General features: G+C 71.9%; 19 protein-coding genes. 15 read left to right on the forward strand and 4 right to left on the reverse strand.

Features of this window, described 5'->3' with window-relative positions; translation table 11 throughout:
• Window positions 1-3: 3 nt before the first annotated feature.
• Window positions 4-2,613 carry a class III lanthionine synthetase LanKC gene (gene lanKC, locus ACFOYX_RS07405; protein WP_322440444.1) on the reverse strand — a complete coding sequence of 870 codons (2,610 nt, stop codon included), beginning with the start codon at window positions 2,611-2,613 and terminating at the stop codon, window positions 4-6.
• Window positions 2,614-2,703: 90 nt separating this feature from the next.
• Between lanKC and ACFOYX_RS07410 the strand changes: the two genes are divergently transcribed.
• From ACFOYX_RS07410 to ACFOYX_RS07425, 4 genes are all read left to right on the forward strand, one after another.
• Window positions 2,704-2,874: a hypothetical protein gene (locus ACFOYX_RS07410; protein ID WP_322440443.1), complete on the forward strand. Its 171-nt coding sequence runs from the start codon at window positions 2,704-2,706 to the stop codon at window positions 2,872-2,874.
• A gap of 307 nt (window positions 2,875-3,181) precedes the next feature.
• A complete protein-coding gene (locus ACFOYX_RS07415) occupies window positions 3,182-3,676 on the forward strand; it encodes a hypothetical protein (RefSeq protein WP_322440442.1) in 495 nt (164 codons plus the stop codon).
• Window positions 3,677-3,754: 78 nt separating this feature from the next.
• Window positions 3,755-4,234: a VOC family protein gene (locus ACFOYX_RS07420; RefSeq protein ID WP_322440441.1), complete on the forward strand. Its 480-nt coding sequence runs from the start codon at window positions 3,755-3,757 to the stop codon at window positions 4,232-4,234.
• A gap of 106 nt (window positions 4,235-4,340) precedes the next feature.
• Complete coding sequence (locus ACFOYX_RS07425; protein WP_322440440.1) at window positions 4,341-5,399, forward strand: S8 family peptidase; 1,059 nt, start codon at window positions 4,341-4,343, stop codon at window positions 5,397-5,399.
• 143 nt (window positions 5,400-5,542) lie between these two features.
• On the opposite strand, the gene ACFOYX_RS07430 is transcribed toward ACFOYX_RS07425, so the two are convergent.
• Both ACFOYX_RS07430 and ACFOYX_RS07435 read right to left on the reverse strand, forming a co-directional pair.
• Window positions 5,543-6,820: a hypothetical protein gene (locus ACFOYX_RS07430; protein WP_322440439.1), complete on the reverse strand. Its 1,278-nt coding sequence runs from the start codon at window positions 6,818-6,820 to the stop codon at window positions 5,543-5,545.
• Between the two features lie 117 nt (window positions 6,821-6,937).
• Window positions 6,938-7,951 (reverse strand): low temperature requirement protein A, encoded by a 1,014-nt coding sequence (locus ACFOYX_RS07435; RefSeq protein ID WP_322440438.1) that lies wholly within the window; start codon window positions 7,949-7,951, stop codon window positions 6,938-6,940.
• A gap of 92 nt (window positions 7,952-8,043) precedes the next feature.
• On the opposite strand from ACFOYX_RS07435, the gene ACFOYX_RS07440 reads away from it, so the two are divergent.
• Window positions 8,044-9,066 carry a DUF4331 family protein gene (locus tag ACFOYX_RS07440; protein WP_322440437.1) on the forward strand — a complete coding sequence of 341 codons (1,023 nt, stop codon included), beginning with the start codon at window positions 8,044-8,046 and terminating at the stop codon, window positions 9,064-9,066.
• Window positions 9,067-9,177: 111 nt separating this feature from the next.
• Here the strand turns inward: ACFOYX_RS07440 and uxaC are convergent, their stop codons facing one another.
• Window positions 9,178-10,617 carry a glucuronate isomerase gene (gene uxaC, locus ACFOYX_RS07445; protein ID WP_322440436.1) on the reverse strand — a complete coding sequence of 480 codons (1,440 nt, stop codon included), beginning with the start codon at window positions 10,615-10,617 and terminating at the stop codon, window positions 9,178-9,180.
• A 177-nt stretch (window positions 10,618-10,794) separates the two neighbouring features.
• Between uxaC and ACFOYX_RS07450 the strand changes: the two genes are divergently transcribed.
• Genes ACFOYX_RS07450 through ACFOYX_RS07495 form a run of 10 tightly spaced genes read left to right on the forward strand, consistent with a single transcriptional unit; the run spans window position 10,795 to window position 21,808 of the window.
• A complete protein-coding gene (locus tag ACFOYX_RS07450) occupies window positions 10,795-11,784 on the forward strand; it encodes a LacI family DNA-binding transcriptional regulator (RefSeq protein WP_322440435.1) in 990 nt (329 codons plus the stop codon).
• 60 nt (window positions 11,785-11,844) lie between these two features.
• Entirely contained in the window at window positions 11,845-13,062 is a 1,218-nt protein-coding gene (locus tag ACFOYX_RS07455) for an ABC transporter substrate-binding protein (protein ID WP_109803839.1), read from the forward strand.
• Window positions 13,059-14,210, forward strand: a complete 1,152-nt coding sequence (locus ACFOYX_RS07460; protein ID WP_322440434.1) for an ABC transporter ATP-binding protein — start codon at window positions 13,059-13,061, stop codon at window positions 14,208-14,210. The genes ACFOYX_RS07455 and ACFOYX_RS07460 overlap by 4 nt, the downstream gene beginning before the upstream one ends.
• Window positions 14,207-15,136: an ABC transporter permease gene (locus tag ACFOYX_RS07465; protein ID WP_109803837.1), complete on the forward strand. Its 930-nt coding sequence runs from the start codon at window positions 14,207-14,209 to the stop codon at window positions 15,134-15,136. The genes ACFOYX_RS07460 and ACFOYX_RS07465 overlap by 4 nt, the downstream gene beginning before the upstream one ends.
• Entirely contained in the window at window positions 15,136-16,029 is an 894-nt protein-coding gene (locus tag ACFOYX_RS07470) for an ABC transporter permease subunit (protein ID WP_322440433.1), read from the forward strand. The genes ACFOYX_RS07465 and ACFOYX_RS07470 overlap by 1 nt, the downstream gene beginning before the upstream one ends.
• A complete protein-coding gene (locus ACFOYX_RS07475) occupies window positions 16,026-16,637 on the forward strand; it encodes an aldolase (RefSeq protein ID WP_322440432.1) in 612 nt (203 codons plus the stop codon). The genes ACFOYX_RS07470 and ACFOYX_RS07475 overlap by 4 nt, the downstream gene beginning before the upstream one ends.
• Window positions 16,634-17,842 (forward strand): D-mannonate dehydratase ManD, encoded by a 1,209-nt coding sequence (gene manD, locus ACFOYX_RS07480; protein ID WP_109803835.1) that lies wholly within the window; start codon window positions 16,634-16,636, stop codon window positions 17,840-17,842. The genes ACFOYX_RS07475 and manD overlap by 4 nt, the downstream gene beginning before the upstream one ends.
• Window positions 17,836-18,801, forward strand: a complete 966-nt coding sequence (locus ACFOYX_RS07485; protein WP_322440431.1) for a PfkB family carbohydrate kinase — start codon at window positions 17,836-17,838, stop codon at window positions 18,799-18,801. Before manD ends, ACFOYX_RS07485 begins: the two co-directional genes overlap by 7 nt.
• Complete coding sequence (locus ACFOYX_RS07490) at window positions 18,798-20,318, forward strand: altronate dehydratase family protein (RefSeq protein ID WP_322440430.1); 1,521 nt, start codon at window positions 18,798-18,800, stop codon at window positions 20,316-20,318. The genes ACFOYX_RS07485 and ACFOYX_RS07490 overlap by 4 nt, the downstream gene beginning before the upstream one ends.
• The gene (locus ACFOYX_RS07495; protein WP_322440429.1) at window positions 20,315-21,808 is read left to right on the forward strand and encodes a mannitol dehydrogenase family protein; all 1,494 of its coding nucleotides are present in this window, start codon (window positions 20,315-20,317) and stop codon (window positions 21,806-21,808) included. Before ACFOYX_RS07490 ends, ACFOYX_RS07495 begins: the two co-directional genes overlap by 4 nt.
• Window positions 21,809-21,875 lie beyond the last annotated feature (67 nt).

Here is a 21,875-nt window from a genome sequence, read left to right on the forward strand (position 1 = left end):
GTGTCACCCCCTTTCCGCAGGTCGGTCGATCCGGTCGCCCCCGCTGCCGCGGGGGAGTCTCTGCGCGCCCGGCAACGGCGCGAGGAAGGGCAGCACCGGCGGCTGGTCGTGCTGCGCGCAGGCCAGCGCGTACAGCACTCCGGCGGTGCCGGTGCCGAGGTCCATGGACAGCCGCAGCAGCTGCTCGCCGGGGAAGGCAACCCCGTCCCGGTACGGCAGGGCGTGCCAGGCCAGTCGTTCCCGCTGCGCGGCGAGCTCCCGCCGCTGGTCGGCGTCGTCCGCCGAGGCGGCGAGGTACGCGATGATGCCGGCCCGCCCGGCGAACAGCCCGGCCTGCGCGTAGAACGGTGACCGCGCCGCGCGGCGGATCCCGGCGCTCGCCTCGGTGAACCGTTCCTCGGCGCGGTGGCGCAGGTATTGGTCGAGGACCAGCCCGATGCCGACGCTGCCGTGCGCCAGGTACGGCATGGTCCGCCAGCCCTCGTTGACCTCCAGCGCGCCGTCGGGGCGTACCACGCACCGGCGCAGGTCCTGGCGCAGCGCCGTGGCGGCGTGCTCCAGCAGCGTCTCGTCGCCGCTCAGCTCGTGCAGCCGCAGCAGCATCAGCGCCCCGCCGGTCCGGCCGCGCAGCAGCCCGGCGTACGGGTGCCGCCCGCCGCTGACGTCGGGGCCCGGATCGTCGGCGAGCCGGTCGACGACCCGCTCGGCGGCCCGCCACGCGGCGTCGCGCAGCGACGTCTCCCCGGTGCGCCCGGCCAGCTCGGCCAGGTTGAGGGCGATCCCGGACAGGCCGCTCGCCAGGCTGTGGTCCAGCCCGTCCCAGGGCTGCCGGAGGCAGATGTCGAGCACGTCCAGCGCGTCCTGTCGGCGCCCGAGGTGTTCCAGCGCGTACGCCACACCGTGCAGCCCGTCGTAGAAGCCGCAGCGGGTCCCGGACGGGGGCGAGCTCGCCCGCCGCACCAGCCAGTCCTCGTGTTCCGGCCAGCGCCCGGCGCCACTGGCGGCCAGTGCGTACAGGACACCGGCGGCTCCGTGGGCGAGGTTGAGGCCGCCGCTGCGAAACTGCTCGATGTCGCCGGGGAAGAGCCGGTCGTCCCGCTGGGGTGTGGCGCTGGCCAGGATCGCCGTGGTCAACCGCAGCCGCACCGCCGGCCAGTCGCCCGGATCGAGGGCCGGCTGCGGGTCGGGCGCGCCACCGCGGGTGGAGCCGGTGATCTCCTCGACGGCCGGGTCCAGGAAGGACCGGGGCACCGGGAGGTTGGCGGTGACGATGTCGGCCAGGTGCGCCGCCTTCGCCGGGGCGAGCCGGACGAGCTGGGTCAGCGGCAGGAACAGCGCCAGCCGCAGGCAGGCCAGGGCGTACCGGTCCACCGCCGGCCCGGTCCGGTCCCGCGGGGCCGCGAAGCCCTGGTTGCGCAGGCCGGGCCGGCGGTGTCCGGCGATGGGCGCGGCGACCTCGAAGTCGACCAGGGCGACCCGGTCGTCGGGGCGGACCATGATGTTGAACAGGTGCAGGTCGCCGTAGACCAGGCCCCGGTCGTGGATCGCCGCGATCAGCGACTCGACCTGTTCGTGGATGTGCCGGGCCCATCGGACGTACGCCGCCCGGTCCTCGTCGGTCGCGTCGGCGTCGATCAGTGGGTACCGGTCGACCAGCACCTTGTTGAGCGGGCGGCCCTCGATGAACTCCAGCGCCAGGAACCGGTGCTCGCCGAGGGTGAACTCGTCGTGCACCCGCGGCACCTGCGGCAGGTCGGCGAGCTGGCGCAGGGCGGCCGCCTCCCGGGCCAGCCGGGCGGCGGCGTCGGTGCCGTCGGCGTCCAGGCCGGCGTGCGGCCGGGCCTCCTTCAGCACCACCTCGGTGCCGGTACGCAGGTCGCGGCCCACGTACAGCCCGCCGCCGTTGGAGAAGTGGATCACCCGCTCGATCCGGTAGGGCACCTCGTCGGTGCTGGTCGCGCTCCGGGCGGCCAGGTGCGGGCCGAGGAAGTCGGGCAGGGTGATCCAGTCCGGCACGTGGAAGACCGGGTCCCGGCGGTCGGGCACCAGCGCCCCGGAGCCGTTCTCGATGGCCGGTACCAGCTGGCCGTCGGGGGAGTGGCAGTAGCGGGCGGCGAAGCCGCCGTAGCGCACGTACACCGGGCCGCCGCCGTAGCGCAGGTCGCTGAGGATGTACGGCCCGGACTCGCCGGCGAGCAGTTCGTCGAGTTCCTTGCAGGCCAGCTCCAGCTCCGCGTCGTCGCGGGGGTAGACCGTGATGAACTTGCCGCTGGCGGCGCGGGCGGCGTACTTGGAGTTGCGCAGCAGCAGCGTGCGGGGGCCGCGCAGGAACTTGAAGGACAGGCCACGGGGGACGCAGTACGCCCAGACGGCGTCCAGCACCCGCTCGGCGTTCGCCAGGCCCGCGGACACGTGGATCTTCCAGCCCTGCTGCGGCAGCGAGCCGCCCTCGGGCGCGTAGATCAGCCAGTCGTCGAGCGGCTCGCGTCGCCAGCCGGTCGGGACCGGCCGCTCGGCGGCCGGGAAGGCCGGCTGCGCGACCGCGCTGCCGAGCGAGTCGTAGAACAGCCGATCCGCGGCGCAGTAGCTGTCGTAGCGCTCGTCCACCGTCACGACTCCCCTCGCGAACTCGGCCGGCTGCCTCCTCCGGCGACGGACTCGAGTCTCATCGACGGAACAGGCCCGGCCACAGTGCGCTTGGTCATGACGCTCGATGCGTCACGCACGGGTACTCATGACAAAAGTCAGACCCTACCCGTGCAGGTGGGCGCAGAGGACAAGCTGGCTCAACTCGATGCCGCTCTCAAGCCCTCAGTCATCCACCTGGGCCTGCCCACCTTCGGCCAGATCGCCGGACGCTTCCGCACCTCCTGATCATCCCCTCTCAGAACCTGGCAGAGGGGCTGATCGGTTTCGCTCTCCGAGCCCAGCGAGGCGGAGCGAACCGGTAGTTCGGAGAAGGCGATCGCGGCGTGACGGTCACCGCCGATTGCGGAGGGGACGCAGGTGAATGTAACGGTGGCCGCGATCACGCCGCCTGCGTTGGTGGCAGGGATGGAAGTCGACCAGGCAACCGACGCGGTGGCCGGTTTCCGCGCTGGCGACATCTGAATCGGGCGGAACCGTGGCCGGTGGCAGTCCGTGGGAGTCGGCGCCGGTCAGCCCGCGTCGAAGGGGCGTCATGGTGCTTGAGCTGTCCGCGATCGCACGCGAGCGTGTGGTGCTGGCGACCGTTGCCGATGTGCTCGTGGCCGCGGCGGCCGGCAGGGGTCTGCGAGTTGCGGTGGTCTGCCCTGACTCGCAGGTCACCTTCGTCGGTCACCTGACCCGTGCGCTGCACGCCCGGGGCCGGGCCGGCCGCTGCGTAGCCTCCACACCGACTCCGGCAGGCGTCGACCGCCGGCAGTCGGCTGATCCCGCGCCGGGCCACTCGACGGTCATGGTGATCACCTGTGGGGCGTGCGCGCCGGGCCCCGACGAGGTTTGCCGCGTCACCATCCGCGTCACCACCGATGCCCCGACCGCATCGGCGACGGACGACTCCCACCGGCAACCGAGCGACCCGCACCCGGATGCCGACCCGGACCCGGACATCGTTCTCGACTACCACGATCCGAGCGGGCCGACGATCCGCCAGATCGTGCCCCGGCTGTCGCCGCCACCTGCCCCGCGGTAGCCGCTGTCGCTCCCGGTACGCCGTCGTCGCCGGCGACCACCGGTGGCGACCGACGATGGTCCGACCGAAGCTGGCCGCGTGCCGGTTGCCCTGGGGAAGTGGCTGGTGAAAGCTGACCAGATGGCCGAGGCGTGGACCATGACCTTCGACAGCGCGGACCCACCGGCCCTGGCCGCCTTCTGGAAGACGGCGCTGGGCTACGTCGACGCGGCGCCGCCGTCGGGCTTCGCCGACTGGGAAGCGTTCCTCCGCCACTTCGGCGTTGCCGAGGACGAGTGGGGCGACGCCGCCTATCTTGAGGACCCGGCCGGGCGGGGACCGCGGATCTCGTTCCTCAGGGTTCCTGAGCCGAAGGTGGCCAAGAACCGGATCCACCTCGACATTCAGGCCGGCGGCGGGCGCGGGGTGCCCTGGGAGGTGCGGGCGCCGCGGGTACGGGCTGCGGTCCAGCGGCTGGTGGCAGCGGGCGCAACGGTGCTGCGTGAGGATGTTGTGGACGGCCGGCTCGACCACGTGGTGATGGCCGACCCGGAGGGCAACGAGTTCTGCGTGGTCTGATCGCCGAGCGGACCGGCCGGGCTCGATGCCTTCGTCCGCTGTTGCGTCTGGCGGCTCCTCACCGATGGCATAGCTGAACCGTTGTCGCATCCTGAGGAGATATCTCATGTCGATCGCCCGGTTACTCGCCGGCGCCGCGGTGGCCACCGCCCTCGTGGCCGTCGCCGCAACGCCCGCGCAGGCGGCTGTCAACGATCCGTTGTACGACAAGCAGTGGGGCCTGCGGCAGATCCATGCCGAACAGGCCTGGGGAGCCAGCACGGGAACTGGTGTGGTGATCGCGGTGGTGGACACCGGCGTCGACCTCAGCCACCCGGACCTGAAGTCCAAGCTCGTGCCCGGCGCCACCTTCGTCGACTGCGGGCCGGCCTCCTGCGGCAACGGCGACTGGCGAGGCCCCAACGGCACGGCCGACGCCGGTGACGAGCACGGCACCCACGTGGCGGGCATCGCGGCCGCTGCCACCGGCAACGGTCTCGGTGTCGCGGGCGTCGCCCCCGACGCGAAGGTCATGCCGATCAAGGTGCTGGAGGCGGGCAGCGGCAGCTTCGCCGACATCGCCGCGGGCATCCGCTACGCGGCCGACCACGGTGCCAAGGTGGTCAATCTCAGTCTCGGCGCGCTGCCGGGCTCCCAGGCCCTCACCCTCACCGGGCTCGAGTCCGCCGCCACCGAGGCGATCGCGTACGCGCAGGCGAAGGGCGTCGCCGTCATCGCCGCGGCCGGCAACGAGACGGCGCCCCTGTGCGACACGCCGGCCTGGGAGGCGGGCGCCCTCTGCGTCGCCGCCACCGACCGCAACGAGGTGAAGGCGTGGTACTCGAACCTGGGCGTGAAGGCTGACCTGAAGGCGGTGGCCGCCCCCGGTGGCGCCGGCCTGGTCAACTGCGATGACGACGTGTGGTCCAGCGTCCCGGTCGGCGCCGGCTCGGCGAGCTGCGGACAGGGGGACTACGACGCCTACGCGGGCACCTCGATGGCGACGCCGTACGTGTCGGGAGTCGCGGCCCTGCTCTTCGCCCAGGGGCGCAGCCTCGACAACGTGTACTCGGTGCTGATGTCGACCGCCCGCACCCCGGTCGTCGGCCTGCGCGGCGTCTACTCGCCGCTGTACGGCTGGGGGATCATCGACGCCCAGGCCGCCGTGGCCGCGCCGCGCACCTGAACGTCGAGCGGAGCGCCCGGCCGCGGGCGGCAACGCAGCCCCAGCTCGGGAACGACATCCTGAGCTGGGGCTTCCCGCTGCGCCGGGCTGACTTCGGGCGATCTCCCGTCGCGCGACGCCCGCGCGATGACTCATCGGGTCGCTCATGGGCAGAGGAGCCGCTCCGCCAGTGGCAGCCGGAGCGGGTCCAGACAGAGGTTGATCAGAACGGGCTCCGGCGACGGTGACCCGGTGGTCGGGGCCGGACCCGTGGTCGGGTCGGTGGTCGGATCCGTGCTCCGGGGCGGCGTCGTGGTCGGGGCCGGGCCGGTGGTCGGCGCAGCAGGGGTGGTCGGGGCCGGCCCGGCGGTCGCGGTCGGGCGGGCAGCCCGAACCGTGACCGTGACCGTCGGCGCGGCGGAGGTGGCCCGGCTCGGCGTGCGCGGGCGCAGGACCCTTCCGGCTACACCCGACCCGGCACCGGTCGGCGGAGTGGGCGACTCGCCGGCCGGCGACGCGGGCGCAGAGCTGTCCGGTGTCGTCGACTCGTCGAGGCTCTTCTGGGCGGCGGCGCCGATGGTGTGCGGCGCGCCGGTGGTGGCGACGCCGGCGCCTGCGTTCGCCCGGTACGGCGGGCCGCCGCGCTCCGCGCCGAACGCGCCGACGGGCACCGTCGCGAAGGTCAACGCGACGACCGCGGCGGCGGTGGCCAGCCGGCGATCGGGACGCAGCGCGGTCAGCGGGGCGTGCTCCGGTTCGGCCGGTGGCGGTGGCGTCGGCCGCGCGCGCCGGTGGGCGTCCCGCAGGGCGTCGATCTGCGCGGCGACGGCGGCGCGTTGGCCGGCTGCGGCGGCGAAGGCGAGGGTGAGGTAGAAGCGGAAGTTCACGGTCGCGGCGGTCGGCACCAGCAGCCCGGTGAGCCGACTTCCGTCGGTGCTGTGCAGCAGGGTGATCGGGGTGTGGGGGTGGTGTGCGGGCCCCACCATGTCCGCGTACGCCCACTCCCGCCGGCTCTCGCGCCCGGCGAAGGCCACCCGACGGTCGGTCACGACGGCCATGCCGGCGTCGACGACCCGCAGACCTCTGGGCAGGGTTCGGCCGGGTGCGTCGATGCTGGTGATGGCGACGGTGAGCCCCGGCGTGGGTAGGCCGGAACCGTGCCGTGCCTCGGCCTCGACCAGTTCCGCGGCCGGCAGCACCCGGTAGATGACCTCGTCGTCGTCGAGGTCGACCGGCAGGCCGGTACGCGGCTGCGCGTACCCGAGGAACGTCCCGGCCTCGATCTGCAGCCGGATCAGTTGGTCGTTGCGCCGCACCCAGGCCTCGGTCTCGGCGTGGTGCGCGCGGCGTCGCCGGTCGTTCTCGCGTTCCGCCCAGGTGATGCGCCATCGGGGCAGGGTGGCCGACGGGATCGTGTCGATGGCGGGTGATGTCGCCGTCACGCCCGGTACAACCGGTCGCGTGCCGTCCAGGAAACGCGCCGGGATCGATACTTCCCTTTGTTTGCGATAAGAGAAGATTGAGCCGCGTCGGGGCTCTGGACCGACCGCAGCGGGACCCTACCCGTCGCGATGGTCCGCCTGGTGGCCACGGTGGCTCGGTGGGCGTCGTCGGGCGCGGGTCGCGTCGGAGACGGCGTTCAGGGCCAGGACCAGGGTGGCGGCGACGGCGACCAGGAGCGGCGGTACGAGGAGCATCGCCGGCGACATGGCGGCCAGCACGAACAGCGCGACCGGCCGATCTCGGGGTACGCGCTTGAACACCTCGTATTCGAGGAGGGCACGTCCGGCCATGAACAGCGCGGGTCCGCCGAGGATGACGGCGATCCAGGCCGGTCGGGTCTGTCCGAGGGGCTGGACGATGACGAGTTGATCGCCGACGGCGGTGACGACGATGCCGGCCACCATGACCAGGTGGGCGTATGAGGCCGATCGGGCAAGGCGGTCCGGGTCGGGGACCGCGGCGATGGCCGCGGGCAACAGTTGCCCGGCGCGGTGGATGTAGATCCGCCACAGCAGCACCGTGGTCGCGAACGACACCACGATCGCCGCCGTCCGGTCGGTCGTGAAGCCGGTGCCGGTGACCGCCAGTCCGGTGAGCAGGATCAACTCGCCGAGAGCGACGATGAAGAACTGCCGGTAGCGCTCGGACAGGTGCTCGGCCACGACCGGCAGTTCCGACTCGCGCGAGCGGCCGAGCCCGGGCGTGGGGTAGTGGAGCACGAATGCGCCGTACTCCACGGCCACGGCCAGCGTCCACAGCAGGCCACGCGTCGTACCGTGCGGGAGGAAGATGCTGCGGCCGAGCTGGATGGCGAAGTACACGACGGCGAAGACCAGGCCGGTGTCGCCGAACGCGCCGGGCAGTGCGGCGGCCATCACCAGGCTGCCGCCCATGATCGAGATGACCAGTAGCGTCCGGAAGGCGCCGGCCCAGTCGAGGTGCTGGATCAGCCCGTGCGAGAGCTGGGTGAACGCGAGCACGAACACGAGGTCGAAGAACAGTTCCAGGAACGTCGCCCGCTGGGGGTCCCCGGGTTTCCGCAGCAGCTCGGCTACCCTGCTCGTCGTCATCGGCTGGTCACCTAATCCCGAAATGCGGGGCTTATCGGCGCTCTGCGTAGATAAGCTCCGATTGACCAGATGTGCAATTTCGGGAGCAGTCGATGTCGCATCACCTTGATACTCCGCTTGCCGCCCAGAGTGGCCAGCTCTACCTCAACGATCTTTTCGTCTTCAACGGCGAGCAGGGCACCGTTTTCGTGATGGACGTCAACAGCTCGGTCACGAGGGCCGACATCAAGCGGGGATTCCACGCCGAGGCGCGGTACGAATTCAAGATCCACATCAACGGCGGGGAGCTCGAGGAGTTGACCTACCGGGTGGCCTTCGGCGAACCGGACGGTCAGGGGAAGCAGGAGCTGACGCTGCACGCGCTCACCGGCGCGGACGCCCGGGACGACGGCGCCACCGGCACCCAGCTCGCCCGAGGGCGGACCGGCGAGGAGGTGAGCGGCGGGAACCTGCGGATGTGGGCCGGGCGGATCACCGACCCCTTCTACATCGACCTCGACCAACTCGCCACAGTCAACGACGCCTTCAAGAACGGCGCCGAACTGGACCGCTCGGCCTGGCGGCCGGAGAACGCCAAGAACAGCTTCGCCGGCACGACCGTCGACTCGATCGTCCTCGAAGTCTCCCGGGACGAGCCGATGCTGGGCGACGGCACCCGGATCGGCGTCTGGGCCGCGACCAAGCTTGCCACCGACGCCGGGGGATGGCGGCAGATCAACCGCGCCGGCCACCCCATGATGTGGCCGATCTTCTGGCCGACCGACACCGACTTCTCCAACCCCGCCAACGTCCGGCACCCCTGCGAGGACCTCAGGGCGGACGGCGAGGAGATCGCGTCGGCGGTCGCCCGGGTCGTCGCCGCGAACGGCACCGCGCCCGACCCCCAGGCGTACGGCTGGAGCGTGGCGCGGGCGGTCTACCCCGACGTGCTGACGTACCAGGTCGGCACCCCCGCCAACTACGGCTTCGCCACCCGCAACGGACGCAGCATGTCCGACAACCCGCCAGAGGTCATGTTCTCCCTCGTCCTCAACACCGGCATGACCTCCGGACTCACCCCCGACGTCACCAAGGATGCCCGCTCGACCACCTTCCCCTACGTCGTCCCCGCCTGACATGGCCGGCAGGAGCGGCAACCCGTCGTGGCGCTCCGGCAGGTGAGATCGACGCGGTCGCCCGCGGCGAGGACGCCAGGATTCTGGTAAGGCTGCTCAGGGCCCACACGGTCACGTACGTGTCGTCGGGGTTGACGTGGCGGGTGCGTACACCTCCTGCGGCAGGCGGTACGCCAGGTCGACAGCCGTCTCGACGGCCTCGTCCTCGGAGAGCCGGTGCTCGACCACGAGGCGGGCCAGATAGCTGGCGTCGATGCGCCGCGCCAGGTCGTGCCGTGCGGGGATCGACAGGAACGCCCGGGTGTCGTCGACGAAGCCGGAGGTGTTGTAGAAGCCGGCTGTCTCGGTCACCAACTCCCGGAAGCGTCGCATTCCGTCGGGGCTGTCGAGGAACCACCACGGCGCGCCGAGCCGTACCGAGGGGTAGACGCCGGCGATCGGAGCGAGCTCCCGAGAGTAGACGGACTCGTCGACGGTGAAGAGCACCAGCCGGAAGTGCGGGTCCCGGCCGAAGGCGTTGAGCATCGGCTGGAGGGCGCGGGTGAATTCGGCCGCCACCGGGATGTCGAACCCCCGATCGGAGCCGAAGGCCGCGTGGACCGCCGGATCGTGGTCGCGTAGCACTCCGGGGTGGATCTGCATGACCAGGCCGTCGTCACAGGACATCCGAGCCATCTCGAAGAGCATGTGGCTGGCGAAGGCGGCGGCCGCCGTGTCGCTCACGCTGCCCTGGCACGCCTCGGCGTAGACCCGCCTCGCCTGCGCGACCGGCAGCGGCTCGGCGGCGGCGGTGAGGTGGCCGTGATCAGTGGCGCGCGCCCCGGCCAGGGCGAAGGTCTCCCGGCGACTGCGCAGAGCCGCGATGAATCCGTTGTAGTCCCCGGTGTCCACGCCGGAGAGCTCCCGCAGTCGCCGCACCTGCCGGATCCAGCCGGCGTGCCCGACATGGGTCAACGCGTCGGGCCGGAAGGTCGGCACCACCCGTGCGCCGAGCCCTGCCACGGCCAGCCTGGCGTGGTCCTCGAGCGTCGAGGTGGCGGAGTCCGTGGTGGAGATCAGCTCGATGTTGAAGGCGTCCAGCAGCGCCCGCGGCCGGAAACCCGGCTCGGCCAGCCGGGCGTCGATGAGGTCGTACAGCTCGTCGGCGGTGTCGGGACCGGGCGCGATGTCGATCTTCAGAACCTCGGCGATCTCGTGCTCCAGCCAGTACCGACTGGGCGTGCCGCGGAACAGGTGCCAGTGGGCGCAGAAGCGCCGCCAGATCTCCCGGGGATCGGCCTCCACCTGACCGCCGTCCATGCGGGGCACTCCGAGCTGCTCCAGCGGCACGCCCTGCGAGACCAGCATCCGCGTGACGTAGTGGTCGGGCACCACCAGCAGCTGGGCCGGATCGGAGAAGCGCTGGTCGTCGGCGAACACGGCCGCGTCCACGTGCCCGTGCATGCACAGCAGCGACAGCTCACGGGTGGCCTGGTAGATCCGGCGGGCGACGGGTCGGACGTCCTGCCCTGCCGGCAGGGCTCGGTCGGGATGCAGACGCAGCTGTGCCACGCAACTCTCCTTTGGCGCCTCGTCGAACCGGTCCTGCAAAGGATTGCACTAGGGCCCCTCGGCTACAAGGCGAGAGGCGTTCAACGTTCCGAAACATCTACGCAACCGAGTATTGACATGTAACTGCAAACGGTTTCAGACTGACGGTTGTCGTTCACCGGCGGAGGAGGTGGGGCCGTGCGAGCAACGATCCGAGAGGTGGCTCGCGAGGCGGGCGTCTCACCGTCCACCGTGTCCCGCGCCCTGTCGATGCCCGAGATGGTCAACCCGACGACGCGTGAACGCGTACTCCGGGCGGCCCAGCGGCTGGGCTACGCGCCCAACCGCGCCGCCCGGGGTCTCATCACCGGCCGCACCGGGAACATCGGCCTGATCGTGCCGGACCTGGCCAACCCCTTCTTCCCGAGCGTCGTGAAGGGCGTGCAGGCCAGGGCGCGGGAGGCGGACTACGCCGTGTTCCTCGCCGACACGGACGAGGACCCGACGGCCGAGGTCGGACTCATCCGGGTCCTCGGCAAGCAGGTGGACGGCCTCATCCTCTGCTCTCCCCGGGCCCGGGAGGAAGAGATCCGCGACCTGTGCGAGAGCACCACCCTGGTCATGGTCAACCGCCGCTTCGGCAGCGTTCCGTCGGTCGTCTTCGACAACGTGGACGGCATGCGGCAGGCGGTCGCTCATCTCCAGGCGCTCGGCCACCGACGGGTCGCCTGGGTAGGCGGGCCGCGTACCTCCTGGTCGTCCCGAGACCGGCTCCGCGGCCTGCGTGCCGCGACCGCCGCGGCCGGCATGGAATTGGTCGTGGCCGGTCACTTCCCGCCCCATTTCGAAGGCGGGGTCGCCGCGGCGGATCTCATCATCGCCTCCGGCGTCACGTCGGTCATCGCCTACAACGACCTGATGGCACTCGGTCTGCTCGGCCGGCTGCGCGACCGCGGCGTCCAGGTGCCCGAGGACATGAGCGTGATCGGCATCGACGACATCCAGATGTCGGCCATGTCCGCACCGGCGCTCACCACGGTCTCACTCAGCAAGGCGCAGGCCGGGCGCGCCGCCGTGGACCTGCTGATCTCACTGCTGGAGCAACCCGAGGGCGTACGCAACGCCCGCCGGGAACTGCCGACCCAACTGCTCGTGCGTGCCTCGACCGGAGTCGCGCAGACCAACTGACAATCCTGGCCGGAACGCGGCCGTACCCGGCCTTCGGGCTGATCGAGGAAGGGAACGTTCATGGGCATTACCCGGCGGAGCGCCCTGATAGCCGCAGCATCGTCCATCCTCACCGTCACCGCTGCCTGCGGAGCGCCGGACAACTCCGGTGCCGGCGGCGACAGCAACGGCGAGGTGCCGCAGAAGCCGAAGAAGGCGGTGACGCTCAACGTCCTCGACGTGGCGGGCAACCTTCAGCTGACGCAGGGGATGATCGACGAGTTCGTCAAGAACAATCCCGACATCATCTCCCGGGTGACCTACTCCAAGTCCCCGGCGCCGGAACTCGCCGGCAAGATCAAGGCGCAGCAGAACGCGGGGCGCGTGGACATCGGCCTGGTGCTCACCGGCGTGGACGGGCTGGCCGCCGGCATCGACCAGGGCCTGTGGATGGACGTGCTGCCCAAGTTCGAGGACCGCCTGACCGGCATGAAGGACTACCTCGAACCGGCCGCCGCGATGCAGAAGCTCGCCGGCAACGCGGGCGTGACCGTCACCTACTACCCGTCCGGGCCGCTGCTGGAGTACCTGCCGGCGAAGGTCCAGAACCCGCCGACCACCGCGGACCAGCTCCTGGCCTACGCCAAGGCGCACCCGGGCAAGGTCCAGTACGCCCGTCCGTCGAACTCGGGCCCGGGGCGGACCTTCCTGATGGGGCTGCCCTACATCCTCGGGGACAAGGATCCGAAGGACCCGGTGAACGGGTGGGACAAGACCTGGGCCTACCTCAAGGAGCTCAACCAGTACGTCTCCTACTACCCGAGCGGTACGACGGAGACGATGAAGAACCTGGCCAACGGGTCCGTGGAGGTGATCGCCTCGACGACCGGCTGGGACATCAACCCCCGGGTGCTCGGGACGGTGCCCAAGGAGGCCAAGGTCAGCTCGATGCAGGGGTTCCACTGGGTGACCGACGCGCACTACGCCGTCATCCCGAAGGGCGCCTCGACGGACACGCAGGCGGCCGTCCTTGCCCTCCTGGCTTTCATGCTGACCCCGCAGCAGCAGGCGAAGGCCTTCGACGACGGCTACTTCTACCCGGGGCCCGCCGTCAAGGGAGTCGAGCTTTCGATGGCGCCGCAGAAGAGCCAGGACGCCATCAGGAACTTCGGCCGTCCGGAGTACGACGCGCTGATCGCGAGCAACCCGACGGAGGTTCCGCTGGACGCGAAGGCGCTGGTGGCGGCGTTCGACCGGTGGGACCGCGAGATCGGCAGCGGAAAGGTCAAGCAGGGATGACCGGGACCACGCCCGGCTTCTCGCAGCTGCGGCTCGATGGTGTGTCCCGCCGCTTCGGCAGCCAGGACGCACTGGCCGGCCTGGATCTGACGATTCGGACGGGCGAATTCATCGCGCTGCTCGGTCCCTCGGGCTGCGGCAAGTCGACCGCGCTGAACTGCCTGGCCGGGCTGCTGCCGCTGACCGCCGGCAGCATCTGGCAGGACGAGCGGCGGGTCGACACCCTGCCGCCGGAACGCCGCGGCTTCGGCATGGTCTTCCAGAACTACGCGCTGTTTCCGCACATGTCCGTACGCGCGAACGTCGCGTTCGGACTGCGGATGCGGCGGCTGCCCAGGGACGAGATCCGCCGGCGCACCGCGGAGGCCATCCGTCTCGTCCGTCTGGAGGAGCACGCCGGCAAGCTGCCGGGGCAACTCTCCGGCGGACAGCAGCAACGGGTGGCCATCGCCCGGGCCGTGGTCCTCGAGCCGTCGCTGGTGCTGATGGACGAGCCGCTGAGCAACCTCGACGCCAAACTGCGGCTCGAGATGCGTACGGAGATCCGGCGGCTGCACCAGTCGCTGGGCCTCACGACCGTCTACGTCACCCACGACCAGGAGGAAGCGCTGTCGCTGGCCGACCGCCTCGTCGTGCTGCGCGCCGGCCGCGTCCAGCAGATCGGCTCGCCGCAGACGTTGCACACCCGGCCGGCCAACTGGCACGTCGCTGACTTCATGGGCTACCGCAACCTGTGGCCGATGCGGGCGGTGTCCCCCCAGGGCGCGCTCGTGGCGGTGGAGGCCGACGGGTTCCGCCTCGTGGGCGACCCGATGGGCGACGTCGCACCGGGCGACGCCGTGATGGCCGGAGTGCGGCCGGAAGACGTGCGGGTCGGCGAACCGGGTGAGGCGGCGACGAACACGATGCCGGCGGAGATCGAGGTGGTCGAGTACCAGGGCCGGGAACTGGCGGCAGAGGCGCGTACCACTACCGGCATCCGGGTCCACCTGCGCACCGACCGGCGGGTCGCACCGGGCGACGCGGTCGCGCTGAGCATCGACCCCGAGCGGCTGCTCGTCTTCCCGAGCGACTCCGACGAGGCCCCGAGCGCCCTGCCGGCCGATCCGGCGGGCGCCAGGTTGGCGGAACCGGGGCTGGTCGGATGAGCGTCACGACCTCCCCGCACGCCACCGTTGCCACCGGCCCGCCGCGTACGCCTCGCGCCCACTGGCGGCACCGCCTCGCCGAACGCGGCGTGGACGGTCAGCTGTGGCTGCTCGCGCCGGCCGTGCTCTTCGTGGTGCTGTTGTTCCTGTATCCGTTCTTCTACGGGCTGGGCCTGTCGTTCCAGCCCACCAAGGGTGGCCCGTTCAGCGACTACGCGCGCTTCTTCGGGGACGCCTACCAGCGGGGGACCATCTGGACGACCCTCGGGCTGGCACTGCCGGCGGCCCTGCTCAACGTGCTGGCGTCGGTGCCCATCGCGTACCGGATGCGGGGGCGGTTCCGCGGCAAGCGGCTGGTCACCATCCTGCTCGTCGTACCCATCACCCTGGGCACCGTGCTGACCGCCCAGGGCCTGCTCAACTTCCTCGGCCCGACGGGCTGGTTCAACCGGGTCCTGATGGCGCTGCACCTCACCGACGAGCCGGTACGCCTCGTCCACAACTACTGGGGCGTCTTCTTCTCCCTGATCATCACGGGTTTCCCGTTCGCCTTCCTGCTCGTGCTGTCGTACCTGTCGGGCATCGACCCGACCCTGGAGCGGGCCGCGGCGACGCTCGGCGCCGGCTGGTGGCAGCGGTTCCGGACGGTCACCCTGCCCCTGCTGATGCCAGGACTGGCCACGACGTTCTGCCTGACCTTCGTTCTCGCCTTCAGCGTCTTCCCCTCGGCGGTCCTGGTCGGCAACCCGGCCGGCGAGACCAGGGTCATCTCCATCGCCGCGTACCAGGCGGCGTACGAGCAGTACGACTACCCGTACGCCTCGGCGATCGCCATGGTGATGGGCGCCATCGAGCTGGTCATCATCTCGGTGGTGCTGCTCGCGCGGACCCGCCTCTACACCGGATCCTCTGGAGGTAAGGGCTGATGGTGAACGTCACCGGTATCCCCGGCACCGGCGTACCGGGCGTCGGCCCGGCCCGGCCACGCCGGCGACTGGTCGCCCGTCCGGCCGCCTGGCTGGTCTGGGGCGCGGTCATCTTCTTCTTCCTCAACCTCCTCGGGGTCGTCGGATCCGTGCTGGTCAGCTCGTTCGGCCGGCAGTGGTTCGACACCTGGCTCCCCGAGGGCTTCACCGCGAAGTGGTACAGCGACGCGTGGCACCAGTTCACCCTGGGCCAGGTCATCCTGGTGACCCTGGAGGTGTCGCTGCTCGTCGTCGGGCTCTCGCTGCTGATCGGCGTGCCCGCGGCATACGTGCTCGCCCGCCGCAGCTTCCCGGGCAAGCGCGCCGCCTATCTGGTCTTCCTGCTGCCGATCCTGATGCCGCCCATCACCTACGGTATTCCCCTGGCGACGGTGCTCTACAAGTTCGGACTCGCCGGCCACCTGTCCGGCGTCGTCCTGGCGAACCTGGTGCCGTCGGTCCCCTTCGTCATCCTCACGATGACGCCGTTCATCGAGCAGATCGACCCACGCATCGAGAGCGCGGCCCGGATGTGCGGAGCGGGGTTGCGGTCGATGTTCCTGCGGGTGCTGGCGCCGCTGCTGCTGCCCGGGATGCTGGCCTCCGCCATCCTCGTCCTCGTCCGGACCGTCGGCATGTTCGAGCTGACCTTCCTGACCGCCGGTCCCGATTCGCAGACCCTGGTCGTCGCCCTCTACTACTCGATGTCGGCCGCGGGCATCCGGGCGCAGCAGTCGGTGGACGCCATGGCCGTGATCTACACGTCGATGATGCTCGTGCTGCTCGTCATCGCCCTGCGCTATGTCAACCCGACCCAGCTCGTCGCCCGGGTGAAAGAGGAGCCGGAGCCGTGACCTGGGCGCGTGCCACCCTGCACGGGCAGCGCGTGCTACCGGTGCTGCGGCTGCCGTCGGCGAAGGAGGCCACGGCAGCCGCGGCGGCGATGTTCGCGCAGGGGCTACGAGTGGTCGAGCTGACCGCCACGACCCCGGACTGGGCACTGGCGTTGCGGGACGCCCGCCGCGAGGCGCCCGAGGGCGCGTTGCTCGGACTGGGCACCGTCACGAACGACACGATCGCGCGGCAGGCGGTCCAGGCGGGCGCGCAGTTCCTGGTCAGCCCGTGGCCGGCACCCGACGTGCGGCAGGTCGCGCAGAGCAGCGGTCTGCCCTTCCTGGAAGGTGCGTTCACCCCGGGCGAGGTGGCGGCCGCAGCGGGTCGCGGGGCGGTGAAGGTGTTCCCGGCCCACGTGGGTGGCCCCGCCTATCTGACGAGCCTGCTGCAGCTGATGCCCGGCGCCGATCTCGTGCCCACCGGCGGAATCGCCCTGGACGCGGTGCCGGACTGGCTGCGCGCCGGTGCCTGCGCCGTGGGCGTGGGCAGCGACCTGCTGCGGCCGGGCGCCGCGGACCGGCTGGCCGAGCTGCTCGCCGCGGCCGACGACCGGAAGGAGGAAGCGTGAAGATCGCTGATGCCCGGGTCATCGTCACCTGTCCCGGACGCAACTTCGTCACCTTGAAGATCGTCACCGACGAGGGGGTCACCGGAGTCGGCGACGCCACCCTCAACGGCCGCGAGCTGGCCGTGGCGTCGTATCTGCGCGACCACGTCGTACCGCTGCTGATCGGCCGCGACCCGGCCCGCATCGAGGACACCTGGCAGTACCTGTACCAGGGGGCGTACTGGCGCCGCGGGCCGGTCACGATGAGCGCGATCGCCGCGGTCGACACCGCGCTGTGGGACATCAAGGGCAAGGTGGCGGGCCTGCCGGTCTACCAGATGCTCGGCGGCCGGTCCCGCGAGGGCGTGACGGTGTACGGCCACGCCAACGGTGAGACGGTCGACCAGGTGCTGACCGAGGTGGCGCGCTTCGTCGACCTCGGCTACCGCGCGGTGCGCGTGCAATGCGGTGTGCCGGGCCTGGCCAAGACCTACGGCGTCAGCGGCGACAAGATGTTCTACGAGCCGGCCGACGCCGCACTGCCCAGCGAGGCCACCTGGTCGACCGAGCGATACCTGGCGCACGTGCCCGCCGTGTTCGCCCGGGTCCGCGACGAGTTCGGCCCCCACCTGCGGCTCCTGCACGACGTGCACCACCGGTTGACGCCCATCGAGGCCGCCCGGCTCGGGCGCAGCCTGGAACCGTACGCGCTGACCTGGATGGAGGATCCCGTCCCGGCCGACCTGCAGGAGGGCTTCCGGCTCATCCGACAGCACACCACCACACCGGTGGCGGTGGGAGAGGTGTTCAACACCGTCTGGGACGCGAGCCAGCTCATCCGGGAGCAGCTCATCGACTACATCCGTACCACCGTCGTGCACGCCGGTGGCATCACCCACCTGCGTCGCATCTTCGACTTCGCCGCCCTGCACCACGTTCGCAGCGGCTCGCACGGGGCCACCGACCTGTCCCCGGTCTGCATGGCCGCCGCCCTGCAGCTCGACATCGCGATCCCGAACTTCGGACTGCAGGAGTACATGCGGCACACCGACCAGACCGACCAGGTCTTCCCGCACGACTACCACTTCGAGGGCGGCTACCTGCACCCGTCGGAGGCGCCCGGCCTCGGCGTGGACATCGACGAGGAGGCCGCCGCCCGGTACCCCTACTCGCCCGCGTACCTGCCGGTGAACCGGCTCGAGGACGGCACGGTGCATCCATGGTGACGGGCTTGCCCGGCCAGGCCCCGGACGTACTGGTCATCGGCGAGGTCCTCGTCGAGCTGACCGCGCTCGAGCCACTGCGCGACGGGACGCAACTGCGGCTGGGTTTCTCCGGCGACGCCCTCAACGCCGCCGCCGCGGCGGCCGCCGCGGGTGCCCACGCCTGCCTGCTGGCGCGGGTTCCCGACGACGAGTTGGGCGACCAACTGGTGGCCCGGGTGGCGGCACTCGGGGTGGACACGTCGCTGCTGGTGCGGACCGCGGGCCAGCACGGTCTCTACCTCCAGCACGCCGACCCGGAGGGGCAGCGCGAGTTCGTCTACGTCCGGCGCGGCAGCGCGGGGTCCAGCCTGACCGACAGCGACGTGCCCGAGGCGGCGGCTCGGGCCGGGGTGGTCCTCGCCAGCGGCGTGGCCTGCGCCATCTCGGCGTCGGCCCGGTCGGCCGTGCACGCCGCCGCGCGCGATGCCCGCTGCTTCATCTACGACCCGAACTGGCGTCCCCGGCTCGTCGACGCGGCCACCGCCGGCAGCCACCTACGGACGCTCGCACCGTACGCGCGGTTGGTCACCCCGGCATGGCCCCGCGAGGCGGGCGCGCTGCTCGGCGCCACCCCCGCGGGACCAGCCGAGGCCTGCGCCGCGCTGCGTGCTCTCGGGGCCGGGGCGGTCGCCCTCACCCAGGGCAGCAGGGGAGTGCTGCTCGACGACGGCGGCGACCTGACTGCGGTTCCCGCCTACCCGGTCGATCACGTCGCCGACCAGACGGGCGCGGGCGACGTGCTGACCGGCACGGTGGCGGCCCGGTTGGCCCTCGGCGACGACCTGTGCGCCGCGGTGCGGCTCGGCGCGGCCGCGGCGGCGCTGTCCCTGCGGGGGCACGGTGGCACCGGCTACCTGGCCGGCCTGGACGAGTCGCGCCGGCTGGTCGCCCGTACATCCGGTCTGGAGGTGTCGACGTGAGCCTGGTGGTGCTGAACCACGACGACGACGTGGCCGTGGCGACGTCGGCGATGCCCGCCGGCGCCTCCGTGCCGGCGGGCGGCGCGGGACCCGTCGTCCTGCGCGACGACATACCCCCGGGACACAAGGTCGCCCTGCGCGACCTGCCGGCCGACGCGGTGGTACGCAAGTACGGCCAGGTGATCGGGCGGACCCTCGCCCCCGTACGCGCCGGCGAGCACGTGCACGTACACAACCTGGGAATGCCGCAGGACGCCGCCGTACGGGACGGGGGTGGCTCGGCGAAGCCGCCGCCGCAGGTGCCCGCCGGCCTCCGGCGTACCTTCCACGGCTACCGCCGTCCGGACGGCCGGGTCGCCACGCGCAACTACGTCGGCGTCCTCACCACGGTCAACTGCTCGGCGACGGTCGCCCGCAAGGTCGCCCGGGTAACCGAGGACGACGCGGAGGGCGTCGACGGCGTCGACGGGGTGGTCGCCCTGACCCACGGCACCGGCTGTGGCATGGCCGACCGGGGCGAGGGGTGGGAGTTGCTGCGCCGCACCCTCGCCGGCTACGCCGGCCACCCGAACATCGGCGGGCTGGTGGTGATCGGGCTCGGCTGCGAGGTCAACGCCGTGGCCGGATTCATGGCGGAGCTCGGCGTCGCCGAGCACCTACCGGTCTCCGCGTACACGATCCAGGACATGGGCGGCACGGCGGCCGCCGTGGGTCACGGCGTCGAGCTGGTCCGCGCCATGGTGCGCGAGCTCGCCGGGACGGAACGCCGCGAGGTCGGCGTGGAGGAGCTCGTCCTCGGGCTGCAGTGTGGCGGCTCCGACGGGTGGTCGGGTCTGACCGCCAACCCCGCCCTGGGCGTCGCCTCCGACCTGCTCGTCGCCGCCGGAGCGACCTCGGTGCTCGGCGAGACCCCCGAGGTGTACGGCGCCGAGCACCTGCTCGCCGACCGGGCGACCAGCGCCGACGTCGCCGGGGCGCTGATGGAGCGGATCCGCTGGTGGGAGGAGTACACGCGGCGGCAGGGCACGACGCTCGACGCGAACCCCTCGCCGGGCAACAAGGAGGGCGGCATCACCACCATCCTCGAGAAGTCGCTGGGCGCGGTCGCCAAGGCGGGCCACAGCCCGCTGGCGGCGGTGCGGCACTACGCCGAGCAGATCCCCCGTCCGGGACTGGTCTTCATGGACACCCCCGGGTACGACCCCGTGTCGGTGACCGGAATGGTCGCGGGCGGCGCGAACCTGATCTGCTTCACCACCGGCCGCGGCTCGGTCTTCGGCAGCCGCCCGGTCCCGACGGTCAAGCTCGCCAGCAACGGCGAGCTGGCCCGGCGAATGGCCGGCGACATCGACTTGGACTGTTCACCCGTCGTCGAGCGGAATCTCCCCGTCGAGGAGATGGGAAGGCGGGTCTACGACCTGCTGCTCGACGTCGCGTCCGGCCGGCGCACCGCCAGCGAGGAGATGGGCCTCGGTGGCGAGGAGATCGTGCCGTGGCAGCTCGGGGCAGTGCTGTGAGTGACGGGGCCGTGGGCCAGCGGCTCGACCTGCGGACGCTGGAACAGCAACTGCGCCGGACCGGGTCGGGCGGGCGGTGGACGCCGCCGCCGGTCGACCCGCGGTCGCTGCGGGTGGGGATCGTGCACCTCGGGATCGGCGCCTTCCACCGGGCCCACCAGGTGGTCTTCACCGAGTTGGCCGCGGCGGCGGCCGGCCACGACGACTGGGGCGTCGCCGGCGTGACCCAGCGGTCGGCGTCGGTGCGTGACCAACTGATTCCGCAGGACGGTCTGTACTCCGTGCTGGAACGCGGGCCCGGCGCGGCGCCGCTGCGGGTGCTCGGCAGCGTCCGGGAGGTGCTCTTCGGCGCGGCCGAGCCGGCCGCCGTCGTGGATCGGATCGCCGACCCGGCGGTACGGGTGGTCACCCTGACCGTGACGGAGAAGGGCTACCGCCGTGACGGGGCCGGCCGGTTGGATCTGTCCGACCCGCAGGTCCTGGCCGACGTCGCCGGCCAGCCGCCCCGGACCGTGGTCGGCCAGCTCGTGCGGGGCCTGCAGCGCCGGTGGGAGCGGGGCGCCGGACCGGTCACGGTGCTCTCCTGCGACAACCTGGTCGGCAACGGTCACGTCCTGCGGGGACTGGTGCACGACTTCCTGGACGCGCTGCCGTCGTCCGGGCTCGGCGGTCTCGCCGACTGGATCGGGACGTCGGTGCGCTTTCCGTGCTGCATGGTCGACCGCATCGTGCCGGCCACGACGGCTGCGGACCGCGCCGACGCCCGAAGGGTGCTGGGGCTGGCGGACCATGGCGTCGTCGTGGCCGAGCCGTTCAGCCAGTGGGTCATCGAGGACGACTTCGCCGCCGGCCGGCCCGCCTGGGAGCTCGCCGGCGCGGTGACGACCAAGGACGTCGCCGCCTGGGAGGCGGTGAAGCTGCGGATGCTCAACGCCACCCACTCGCTGCTGGCCTACCTGGGCGCCCTGGGCGGGTACGACACGATCGCGGCGGCGCTCTCCGACGACCAGCTGGCGGCGGCCGCCGAGGCACTCATGGTCGAGGACGTGGCACCGACGCTGCGGGTGCCCGACGGCCTGGACCTGACCGACTACCGGCGGGGGGTGCTGCGGCGCTTCGCCAACCCCGCGTTGCGGCACCGCACCGTTCAGGTCGCGATGGACGGATCCCAGAAGCTGCCGGTCCGGCTGCTCGGCACCGTCCGGGACCGGCTGGCCGCCGGCGCCGTTCCGCAGCACGCCGCGCTCGCCGTCGCGGCGTGGATGACGTACGTGGCCCGGGGCCGGGACGTCCACGGCCGCGACCTCCCGCTGGACGACCCGCTGGCAGACCGGCTGCGCGCCGCCGCGGCCGCCGACGCGGGCGATCCGCCACGGCTGGTCGACTCGCTGCTGCGCGTCGAGGAGATCTTCGGCGTGGACCTTCCCGAGCACGACGGATTCCGGGCGGCCCTGACGGACCACGTGGCCCGGCTCACCGCCAACGGATGAGCCGGACACGTCCACCCCGGCAGCCCGTCGACCGCCCGGCTCATCGGTGGCGGATGAGCCGGGCGGT

Origin of the sequence: Micromonospora sp. GCM10011541 (genome assembly GCF_042650725.1) — a bacterium.
In the GTDB taxonomy this organism is placed as follows: domain Bacteria; phylum Actinomycetota; class Actinomycetes; order Mycobacteriales; family Micromonosporaceae; genus Micromonospora; species Micromonospora sicca.

Excerpts from the sequence above, each read along its gene's own strand:
- ACFOYX_RS07425 (WP_322440440.1), top strand. The coding sequence starts at position 4,341 with ATGTCGATCGCCCGGTTACTCGCCGGCGCCGCGGTGGCCACCGCCCTC.
- ACFOYX_RS07415 (WP_322440442.1), top strand. The coding sequence starts at position 3,182 with ATGGTGCTTGAGCTGTCCGCGATCGCACGCGAGCGTGTGGTGCTGGCG.
- ACFOYX_RS07440 (WP_322440437.1), top strand. The coding sequence starts at position 8,044 with ATGTCGCATCACCTTGATACTCCGCTTGCCGCCCAGAGTGGCCAGCTC.
- ACFOYX_RS07435 (WP_322440438.1), bottom strand. The coding sequence starts at position 7,951 with ATGACGACGAGCAGGGTAGCCGAGCTGCTGCGGAAACCCGGGGACCCC.
- ACFOYX_RS07455 (WP_109803839.1), top strand. The coding sequence starts at position 11,845 with ATGGGCATTACCCGGCGGAGCGCCCTGATAGCCGCAGCATCGTCCATC.
- ACFOYX_RS07470 (WP_322440433.1), top strand. The coding sequence starts at position 15,136 with ATGGTGAACGTCACCGGTATCCCCGGCACCGGCGTACCGGGCGTCGGC.
- ACFOYX_RS07485 (WP_322440431.1), top strand. The coding sequence starts at position 17,836 with ATGGTGACGGGCTTGCCCGGCCAGGCCCCGGACGTACTGGTCATCGGC.
- ACFOYX_RS07410 (WP_322440443.1), top strand. The coding sequence starts at position 2,704 with ATGACGCTCGATGCGTCACGCACGGGTACTCATGACAAAAGTCAGACC.
- ACFOYX_RS07460 (WP_322440434.1), top strand. The coding sequence starts at position 13,059 with ATGACCGGGACCACGCCCGGCTTCTCGCAGCTGCGGCTCGATGGTGTG.
- ACFOYX_RS07465 (WP_109803837.1), top strand. The coding sequence starts at position 14,207 with ATGAGCGTCACGACCTCCCCGCACGCCACCGTTGCCACCGGCCCGCCG.